Below are 9,376 nucleotides of genomic sequence, written 5' to 3'. Positions count from 1 at the left end.
CCAGCTAAATATCCGTTTAGATTCAAACAGTAATGCTTATCCGAACGGCATTGCTTCAATATTGAGTGCCTTTATGTCTGAAACGACATCTTGAACGTCGATCGTCTGAATAAACGTATCGCCAGTGTTCGAAACCTTAATCTTATAGGTGAGTTTGTTATTGAGTTGATAGTTCGTCTTATCGACCGAAACAACAACATCATGTTGGTACACACCGCGCTGAATGGATTCTGTATTTGATTCAATAGCATCCAACAGTCCAGTGCTCGCACTTGCGACGTTATCAATCGTACCGGCTGCGTCAGCAGAAACGGTGGCGACCATGGTGTAGGTCACCGACCCACCAGCCGCAATACGCACACCTGATGCATCTAAGTTTCCGAAGCGACTGTAATCACCTGGAGATGAAAGGAAGGAGGATTGCGCTTGAGTCGAGACTTGCGAGAACGCGTTGACATTATTCCCTTGGTCATCTGTCGTTAAGATATTTAACAGCTCATCTTTAACGTCCAACTCAGCGATAGCTTTATCCGACTCATTCGTTAAAACAAGCGTATAAGCCACCTCTTGGTCGTTGTCGTAAGACGCGCTGTCAACAGACAGATCCATAACAAGACCCGTTGTGTCCGCATAGTAGGCAAATGGAAACAATAGAATGGATAAGAAAAAGGCAAGATTGTATCTGAACATTAACGCGCACTTCACAGTAGATTGACAAGCGTCTAGGCAAAAAGCCATAGATTTGACGTCACTAATTTGGCACCTAGCCTGTTAGGGACATGCGCAACATACAGTTCAAATAATCCGAACAATTAACATCCGTAAAAAACAAATCACTGAAGATGTTAAATAGAGAGTCTGATGTCTAAATTAGAATCAAAACATTGAGTTAATTATCAGAAGGTTAATGTTTTAATGAGTGAGTTTTCACAGTTGTTACGTAACTTCAGAAAGGAACTTCAATTTACACAAACAGAGTTTGCAACCTACTTAAATCAGCTGGACGATGAGTTTATTGCGGTTGACGTCGTAACGATAAATCGTTGGGAAAACAGACAGTAAGGTAAAGCCTAGTACATACAAAGCACTCAAGATCTTACAGCACCTTGGCGGAGATTTGTTTGAGACAATAAAGAGCTTTAAGTCCGAACAAAAAGACACACTAATCGAACTGTTTTTAAACGAATCCTATGGCTCATTTCAAAGTAGAATTTCAGCTCTATCAGGCCTGAATCAACAACAAGGCGAACGCAACTTTAAGTCACTGCCTTTAATGTCAGAGCCGTGTGACACTGGCGTTATCGACAGAATCAAACTACTTTCTAAATTCACAAAAGTCGATATTTCGCCATTGGACCAAATTGATTTATATCTCTACTACTGTGAGAAAAAAGCACATGGTCACAAACTGATCAATGTAGATGGTGACATTGTGAGTCACAACGTAGGCTTTTTCTTTGAAGACCATCAATTTGAGACATTAAAAACTCAAGAGCTAGATCTAAGAATGGCCTGCTCTTTAAATTCAAGCAAAAGCATAAATTATTTTAATATAAACTCACACTCAGAGACAAAAGATCATGTTATTGAGCATATAGTTTCAGATATACAGTTACTTTCTCAGAACAAAAACATTAAAAAATATTCTGTTTTAGTAAAAGACCCCAACATGATGAAACTCTTGAAGGGCGTGGGGTTTGAAGTATTTAAATTTTCAGAACCTTCTGCTAAAAAATGTAATATTACATTCAAAAATAAATATTATAGCTACTGTATATTAACGATTGATAAAATAGACTATCTGACGAATCGGAACGTAATGTCACTAATCAAAGATGAATATTCTACCATGATGAAATTTCCGCAATTACTGCGCGAAGCGCGCAAGAAATTGAAGTTAACGCAAAAGGATTTTGCGGCATACATTAATCACTTAGATGGTGAATTCAGCTCTGTAGATGTCGTAACGATAAATCGATGGGAAAATAGCAAAGTAAAGCCAAGTAATTACAAAGCCCTAAAGCTACTGGACTGCCTTGGTCTGGACTTGTATACAACGTTGAAATCCTTTGATTCAGAAGATAACGAAGACAGTGCATTACTTGAAGACTTCCTTCGTGAGAGGTTCTTTTCGTTTCAAAGCCGAATATCGTCTATCACTAAAGGGGAAATAGAAGAAGGCTGCGACTGTCAGATCATGCCACTAATGACAGATCAGAATGACAAATCAGTAATAGATAGAATAAAGCTGATTTCACAATATACAAAGGTGGCTCCTTCAGCTCTTGATACTATCGACCTGTTTCTCTATTGCAGTGAAAAAAAGGCGCATGGCAGAAAAATGGTCGATGTTAATGGCGATATTGTTAGTCATAGCCTAGGTTTTTTCTTCAACGAAGAGGTATTCGAGCAATACCAAAATAAACATCTACATATTAAGCAAGCCTGCTCTTTAGATTCTAATCATAACTTAAATTACATTGTGGTTAGCGGTCACTCTGAGAAGCGTGAACAATCTATTGCGAACCTGATTTCCGATATGAAGCTTCTTGCAAGAAATACTAAGATTAAAAAGTATTCCATGATCATAAAGAACCCAAGTGCATTGGAACTTATGAAGAACATCGGATTTGAAATATGGAAGTTTTCAGAACCAACAGAACCAACAGAACAAAAGTCGAACATCACCTTCAAAAACAAAAACTACCGCTATTGCGTACTGACTATCGACAAGATCGAATTACTGAGTAATAAACATGTTATTTCTTTTATTAGTAAATATGGTTAAGCACCGGATTTTACCAACGATAGAAAGCTTATACTAAATTCTGCTTAAGCTTTTCTTCCAACGCTTGGATACACAGCTTGATGGCGATAGGCGTATTTGAAGCAAATGGGTTTAGCGCATAAACCGTGTTGGTGGGTAATTCAAAGCTTGGCAGCACGTCGACAACATCACCAAATAACTGAGGAATGCAGAAATCTGGAATCACACCGATACCAACACCTGATTTAATCAGTGCAAGGCAACTGTGGAACGAATTGGTGACGCAACTAGCTTGCTGTTGGTAGACAAAGTCCTGCTCAGTTTGAGAACTAAAATGATGAGTCACCTGCTTTCCCTGCCAAGAGTTTGCAATGTAAGGAATCGATTCAAGCTCACGTTTACGCATGCTTTCAACGCCACATAACACATCTTTAAACTCACCTAAACGCTTTTGCTTTAAGTTACTGTCACGAGAACTGCCCACTCGTACCGCGAGATCAATATCGTGCTCCATGAAGTCTAAATGCTGATCGTCGCTTATCAGTTCTGGCTTTAACTTCGGATATTGTTTCATCAGATCGGCAATAACAGGCGCTACCAATAAATCCATCAAGGCATTCGGAGCTGTGATACGAATCCGGCCTTGTGGCTCTTCTAGCTCGGCTTTTGCCATATCCCAAGCCGATTCAGCGATCACATTGATGTCTTTGCAACTCAAATAAAAGCGCTCACCCATGCTTGTCAAAGTTTGTCTTCGTGTTGTGCGTTTAAGGAGAGAGGCGCCTAACTCTTGTTCTAGAATTTTGAGATGTTGACTGACGACAGATTTAGACAACTCTAACTTTTCAGCCGCAGCCGAGACTGAACCCTGATCTACGATATGAGCGAAAATCGACATCTGCTTTAGCTTACTCATCTTATTGTTCTCTTTTTACAAACAGTATTTTCCATTATCTCTGTTTTTAAAATCAATTTCCAAGACTAAACTCAATTCAACTTATCGAAATACCAAATAAAAAAGACAGTGCTCGAAACAAGACTGTTATGGAGAAAGACAATGTTAGACAACCAAATTTTAGAAGCATGTAAGCAAGGCATTAACGCGTGGCAAAAGGCTTTCAACAACCAAGATGCGAAAGGTTGTGCCGATCAATATACTAAAAGCTGTGTAATGGAAGCGCGTCCATTTGGTACTTTTGAAGGTCATGAAGCGATTCAAGCATTTTGGCAAAACATCATCGACCAAGGTTTCAAAGACGTTGATTACACCGATGTAAAATGGGAAGAGCACCCAGACGGCGGTTACATTCTTACCGCGAGTTGGACAATGAACAAAGCGTTTGGCGTTGTACATCATGAACACTGGGCACTTGAAGCCGATGGCTGCGCTCGCTTAGTCAGCGACAACTTCGAAGTTCAAGGCGAACGCTAGAGCTGTAATTAACAGCTAGAAGCTCAAAAATAGAAACAGAAAACAAAAAGCCAGCAATCCAAATGGACTGCTGGCTTTATAATGTTCACTCTTGTCGCCCTTTCACTTGGTTTGAAGGTGATTGAGTGACTCTACACAATCACTCAACACGCTCATCATTTCAAATCAAAGTGTCTGGTAAGACAGAACAAATACAAGTCAAAGTTACAGTGCTGCTTTCTTCGCTTCTGTAATCCAACCATCGAACGTGCTTTGGTTCGCTTTGATCCAACCGTTTACGTGCGCTTCGATATCCGCAGAGCTGTTCTTACCTTTACTCATCATCATGTTCTGAGCGCTTACATCATTGATGTTAAGTTTGATGATTTCAAAAAGCTTCGCTGCTGATGGGTTGTTCTTAGCAAACTCTTTATTCGCAATAATGCGCATTGAGTTCATTTCGAAGCCGTAGTTTTTGCCGTTAGATAGCGTCGTATCCACGTTCGAACGCTCGCCAGGAAGTGCTGAGAAAGGAACTTCTAACCAAACTACATCTTCGTTAGGCACCAATACGCCACTTACCCAGTAAGGTGTCCACGTGTAGTAAAGGATTGATTCACCCTTTTGGTAACGAGAAATTGTATCTGCAATGATTGCAGCGTAGTTACCTTGGTTGTGAGTTACCGTATCGTCCAGTTTGAACGCTGAAAGTTGGTGTTCAATCACCATCTCACAACCCCAACCTGGGTTACAGCCTGTTAGGTCTGCTTTGCCATCACCGTCCGCATCAAACAGCTTCGCGATTTTTGGATCAGTTAATTGACCAATGTTGGTGATGTTGTACTTTTCAGCCGTTTTCTTATCAATTAGGTAACCTTGAGCAGCGCCGCTTACATATTGGCCTTCACGGTAGAATTTCTCATCACCACCTGCCATTGTGTATTTATCAGCATGAAGCGGGAACCAACCTACCGTTAGGAACGTTGCGTCACCCTTTGCAATCGAGGTGTAGCCTACGTTGTAGTCCACTTCTTGAGTTGATTTCACGTCATAACCCAGTTCTTCTAGAGCACGGTTAACGATCAATGTTTGGAATGTCTCTTCCGCTACAGACGATTGAACAGGCTGAACTGATACGCCATCACCCGGTAGGCTTGCTGCCCACACGTTAGTCGATACCGCTAATGTAGAAACGATGCTTACTGCGAGTTTACTCTTCCATGAATTATTCATTGGTGTTTTTCCTTAATTGAAGTTCTGATTTGTTACCGCGATTAAGTACATTCAGTACAAGGGAAACAGGTCCCATGCGATACCAGCGTAATTTTGTATTACCAGCATTGACACCCAGTACTTGGGTGATTCTGTCTAATAAGATGGCTAAGATAACGATGCCTAAACCACCAACAGCGGCCAGTCCCATATCCAAACGGCCAATACCTCTCAGTACCATTTGACCTAAACCACCTACCGCAATCATTGATGCGATAACCACCATCGATAACGACAACATCAGTGTTTGGTTCACGCCCGCCATGATAGTTGGTAATGCAAGTGGCAGTTGAATTCGGTAAAGCATCTGCTTTTTGCTTGCACCGAATGAGTGACCCGCTTCGATCAATTCTTCCGGAACTTGCTGAATACCCAAGATGGTCAAACGAACAACAGGAGGAAGTGCGAATATGATGGTCACCACGACACCCGGAACGTTACCGATACCAAACAACATGACGATCGGTACTAAATAAACGAAGGCTGGTGTGGTTTGCATAGCATCCAAAATTGGGCGCACGAATTTAGCCGCCGTGTTACTTCGAGCGAGCCATATCCCCATGGGTAAGCCAATCAATAGGCAGAAGAATACGGATGTCATGACCAGTGACAATGTGGTCATTGCTTCAGACCAAGCGCCAATCAAGCCAATGAAAGTCAAAGATACGGCCGTTGCAACGCCAAGCTTCAAGTTTGAAAACTGCCATGCCACTAGAAACAAGATGATCAACATGAATGGTGCTGGCGTAGACACCAACGCCGTTTCAAATGAACTTAGGATAAAATCGATAGGCACACGGATTGCCTGGAATAATGGGCGTCCGTGCTCAACTAACCAATTCAGTCCAGACTCAACCCAAGTGTCAACAGGCAGCACAGCCTCTGCAAAAGGGTCAAGTGGATCAAAAGGTGTCGTTTCAACGGTTTCGCTGCTTAACCAATCCGCTGACGGTGAGGTATCAGCGGATTGACCCCAAGGATCACTTGCAGGTTGAGCTGGAGGAGCCGATTGAGACCATGGGTCATTATTTGTTTGTTCAGACGACATGATCTACCCCTTATCCAATGTTTGTAACAGTCGTGACTTAGTCACCACGCCAAAGTAATTACCTTGCTCATCCACAACAGGCACTGAGTAAGGCACACCACCAACTAGGCCAAGCACATCATTGATTGGTAAATCAGGGTTCAGCGTTAGTCCATCATCGAGCTGTGCGCTGATGAGTGATTTGTTCTCTTTGTGGGCTTTACGAAGCGAGTCGATAGAGACAATGCCGGAGTAACGGCTGCTCTTCTCAACTACGATGCCGTACTCGCGGTCGTTATCCATCAAAATTTGTAGAGCGGACGCTGGGCCATCGTGTTCTGATTTTTTAAATACCGCAGCTGGCTTCTTACGCGCAATGTCTTTCACAGTAAGTACGCTTGCTACGTTCACACCACGGAAGAAAGCTTCGACATAATCATTCGCTGGGTTACTAAGAATATCGTCTGGAGTACCGACTTGAACCACTTCGCCATTTTGCATAATCGCAATTCGGTCACCGATACGCATCGCTTCATCCAAATCATGCGAGATAAAAACAATGGTTCGTTTATCGTCATTTTGAAGGCGAATAAGCTCATCTTGCATTTCAGTACGAATCAAAGGATCGAGCGCCGAGAACGCTTCGTCCATCAACAAGATATCTGGGTCACATGCTAGTGCACGAGCCAAACCAACACGCTGCTTCATACCACCAGACAACTCATCTGGGTAAGATTCTGAATATGCGCCAAGGCCAACACGCTCAAGTGCTTCAAGTGCTGATTGCTTTCGTTGTTCAACTTCAACACCCGCAAGCTCTAGACCAAACGCGGCATTCTCGATAACCGTCATATGCGGCATCAAAGCGAAATTTTGGAAAACCATGGAGATGTTGTTGCGGCGAACTTCGCGGAGTTCATCTTCTGAGATGTGGGCAATGTCTTTGCCTCGAAGAAGCACATTGCCTTTGGTAGGTTCGATCAAGCGGTTAAGAAGGCGTACTAGGGTTGATTTGCCAGATCCTGACAGTCCCATTATGACGAAAATCTCGCCTTTTTGAATACTAAGAGAAACATCGTTAACGCCGATCGTTAGTCCTGTCTCTTCGAAAACTTTATCTTTATTCGCGCCTTCATTAATCATTGTAAAAGCACGATCGGTGTCTTCACCAAACACCTTGTACAGTCCCTTAACTTCCAGTATGGGATCCATGTAATCTAATCCTTTCTCAGTTATTTAAACTTAAAAATGGTTATTTAAACCCGAAAAACAATTAGCACTCTAAGCAATTAACACATGTAAATCAAGGAGCTTCGTTCGGTAAAACAAGGAAATAGACCGAAACCAGACCAGTGACAGCGCGGTCAGAAAACAAGCGAAATCACAACAAATCACTGATAATTAAAGGGATAAGTTAGACAGATGCACGACCGGTATTATGTACTACTTAGTCGTAGATTATTGAATATTAATTTCACATTAGAGTAATTAATAGGCTGAATGAACTAACAAAAGCCACAATTAGTTCGTGCACAAATAATTCGAATACGAACTATTTATTAAGCTTTCATGATGTTTCCGAGGCGAAAGTTCGCTCGGTAACAAGGATAAGATCGACTCTCAATCTCTACCTAAAAACCAAAGGTCAACCGTCTAAAGTCAGCGAGTTGAAATCAACCTTTTAGACCAAGAATTTTAATACATCACACCAACTGTGATACTTGCTGCAAACTGTCAATTGGTGATTATCTAAGCTGGGTTTCAACTTGTAGAGTGCTCATTGCTGAGCCATTCTTTATAGAAGAAATAAGCATTTCCCCGTGACGAAATAGAGAAAAAGACAAGGAATTCGAATGATAAAAATGTTGGTGTGTGACTTTGACGGTACGCTTGATGGAGGCTCATCTCACGGTGTTAACCAGCTATTTGATTACCTCACAGAACAACCTGATATTCGCTTTATCATCGCGACAGGAAGAACATTACCTTCAATTCGAATGGGTTTAGAATCGGATAACTACCCGAAGCCACACAGTATTATTAGCGATGTGGGCACCAAAATTCATCATGTTCATTCCCAAAAACCAGACCATGTTTGGCATAACCAACTGGAAGCTTCTTGGAACAAAACAAAGGTAGAGACGGCTCTCGCACCCCTTGATTTTATGGGTGAGCGCATAGAAAACCATCAAGGCGATTACAAGATCACCTTTGAAGGAAAGCTTTCAGAGCCTCAACACGAACTGATTGAATCTAGCTTGGAGATGCACGGATTAGATGTTCACCTTACTTACTCTCATGATTGGTACTTAGATATCACACCAAAAGGCGTTAACAAGGCGACTGCGATTCACCACCTACTCGAACAACACGATTTGAACGTTGCAGAAGTGTGCGTCGCAGGTGACTCAGCTAACGACACCTCAATGCTCACCATTGAAGGCGTAAACTCGATACTGGTTGCTAACCATTACCCAGAGGTTGCTCACCTATCGGATAGAGACAACGTATACACGAGTAGAGCAACACATGCTGAGGGTGTCTTAGAAGGCCTTAAATACTGGCAAGGGCGTGCAGCAGCGGGTAATTAGAAATAAGTAGAGGTGACCGACTGCTCCCTGCTTCCTATCCTTATTTCCAACCGGGAAGCCAATGATCCTTGTCGGTGAGATCCCGCCAGTTGATGTCTTCCTCTCGTTTGGTCATCACCGCTTCTATCAAACAACGAATAACCTCCCCTTCTTCAAACTCTACCTCTGTGACCATAAAGTGTTTTTCTTTCTTTACAGGGCTAACGGCCGTCCATTTACTGCGAAGTAGTTTCTTTGGATTGATTCGATTCATGGTAAGCGTCTTTAAATCGACACATTCAATCATCGAAACGAACGTCGTAACCTTT

8 protein-coding genes and 1 pseudogene are annotated in these 9,376 nt (G+C 42.2%); 3 read left to right on the top strand and 6 right to left on the bottom strand.

Features of this window, described 5'->3' with window-relative positions; all coding sequences use genetic code 11:
- Positions 1-54 precede the first annotated feature (54 nt).
- Positions 55-609 (bottom strand): annotated as a pseudogene (locus tag ACED46_RS20600) (hypothetical protein); the annotation flags it as partial.
- Positions 610-1,117: 508 nt separating this feature from the next.
- On the opposite strand from ACED46_RS20600, the gene ACED46_RS20595 reads away from it, so the two are divergent.
- On the top strand, positions 1,118-2,788 hold the full coding sequence (locus tag ACED46_RS20595) for a helix-turn-helix domain-containing protein (RefSeq protein WP_371722323.1): 1,671 nt from the start codon (positions 1,118-1,120) through the stop codon (positions 2,786-2,788).
- Positions 2,789-2,816: 28 nt separating this feature from the next.
- Here the strand turns inward: ACED46_RS20595 and ACED46_RS20590 are convergent, their stop codons facing one another.
- A complete protein-coding gene (locus tag ACED46_RS20590) occupies positions 2,817-3,683 on the bottom strand; it encodes a LysR family transcriptional regulator (RefSeq protein WP_136979691.1) in 867 nt (288 codons plus the stop codon).
- Positions 3,684-3,824: 141 nt separating this feature from the next.
- Here ACED46_RS20590 and ACED46_RS20585 point away from each other — a divergent pair, with 141 nt between their 5' ends.
- Complete coding sequence (locus tag ACED46_RS20585; protein WP_017060338.1) at positions 3,825-4,199, top strand: nuclear transport factor 2 family protein; 375 nt, start codon at positions 3,825-3,827, stop codon at positions 4,197-4,199.
- Positions 4,200-4,403: 204 nt separating this feature from the next.
- On the opposite strand, the gene proX is transcribed toward ACED46_RS20585, so the two are convergent.
- The 3 genes from proX to proV are packed head-to-tail and all read right to left on the bottom strand — an operon-like array spanning position 4,404 to position 7,689.
- The gene (gene proX, locus ACED46_RS20580; protein WP_017065955.1) at positions 4,404-5,411 is read right to left on the bottom strand and encodes a glycine betaine/L-proline ABC transporter substrate-binding protein ProX; all 1,008 of its coding nucleotides are present in this window, start codon (positions 5,409-5,411) and stop codon (positions 4,404-4,406) included.
- Positions 5,404-6,498: a glycine betaine/L-proline ABC transporter permease ProW gene (gene proW, locus ACED46_RS20575; RefSeq protein ID WP_102333175.1), complete on the bottom strand. Its 1,095-nt coding sequence runs from the start codon at positions 6,496-6,498 to the stop codon at positions 5,404-5,406. Before proW ends, proX begins: the two co-directional genes overlap by 8 nt.
- Positions 6,499-6,501: 3 nt before the next feature.
- A complete protein-coding gene (gene proV / locus ACED46_RS20570; RefSeq protein WP_371722322.1) occupies positions 6,502-7,689 on the bottom strand; it encodes a glycine betaine/L-proline ABC transporter ATP-binding protein ProV in 1,188 nt (395 codons plus the stop codon).
- A gap of 641 nt (positions 7,690-8,330) precedes the next feature.
- On the opposite strand from proV, the gene ACED46_RS20565 reads away from it, so the two are divergent.
- Positions 8,331-9,068, top strand: a complete 738-nt coding sequence (locus ACED46_RS20565; protein WP_371722321.1) for an HAD-IIB family hydrolase — start codon at positions 8,331-8,333, stop codon at positions 9,066-9,068.
- A gap of 40 nt (positions 9,069-9,108) precedes the next feature.
- Here ACED46_RS20565 and ACED46_RS20560 read toward each other — a convergent pair whose 3' ends face one another.
- Positions 9,109-9,321 (bottom strand): TIGR02450 family Trp-rich protein, encoded by a 213-nt coding sequence (locus ACED46_RS20560; RefSeq protein WP_017068050.1) that lies wholly within the window; start codon positions 9,319-9,321, stop codon positions 9,109-9,111.
- Between the last annotated feature and the right edge of the window lie 55 nt (positions 9,322-9,376).

The sequence above is a fragment of the Vibrio sp. 1S139 genome, assembly GCF_041439475.1.
In the GTDB taxonomy this organism is placed as follows: Bacteria; Pseudomonadota; Gammaproteobacteria; order Enterobacterales; family Vibrionaceae; genus Vibrio; species Vibrio crassostreae_C.
Note: the sequence above shows the minus strand (reverse complement) of the source record. Positions and strands in the feature narration are given on the sequence as shown.

What these genes read in the sequence shown, in the direction of transcription:
- proX (WP_017065955.1), bottom strand. Translation starts at nt 5,411, where the DNA reads ATGAATAATTCATGGAAGAGTAAACTCGCAGTAAGCATCGTTTCTACA.
- proW (WP_102333175.1), bottom strand. Translation starts at nt 6,498, where the DNA reads ATGTCGTCTGAACAAACAAATAATGACCCATGGTCTCAATCGGCTCCT.
- ACED46_RS20560 (WP_017068050.1), bottom strand. Translation starts at nt 9,321, where the DNA reads ATGAATCGAATCAATCCAAAGAAACTACTTCGCAGTAAATGGACGGCC.
- ACED46_RS20590 (WP_136979691.1), bottom strand. Translation starts at nt 3,683, where the DNA reads ATGAGTAAGCTAAAGCAGATGTCGATTTTCGCTCATATCGTAGATCAG.
- proV (WP_371722322.1), bottom strand. Translation starts at nt 7,689, where the DNA reads ATGGATCCCATACTGGAAGTTAAGGGACTGTACAAGGTGTTTGGTGAA.
- ACED46_RS20585 (WP_017060338.1), top strand. Translation starts at nt 3,825, where the DNA reads ATGTTAGACAACCAAATTTTAGAAGCATGTAAGCAAGGCATTAACGCG.
- ACED46_RS20565 (WP_371722321.1), top strand. Translation starts at nt 8,331, where the DNA reads ATGATAAAAATGTTGGTGTGTGACTTTGACGGTACGCTTGATGGAGGC.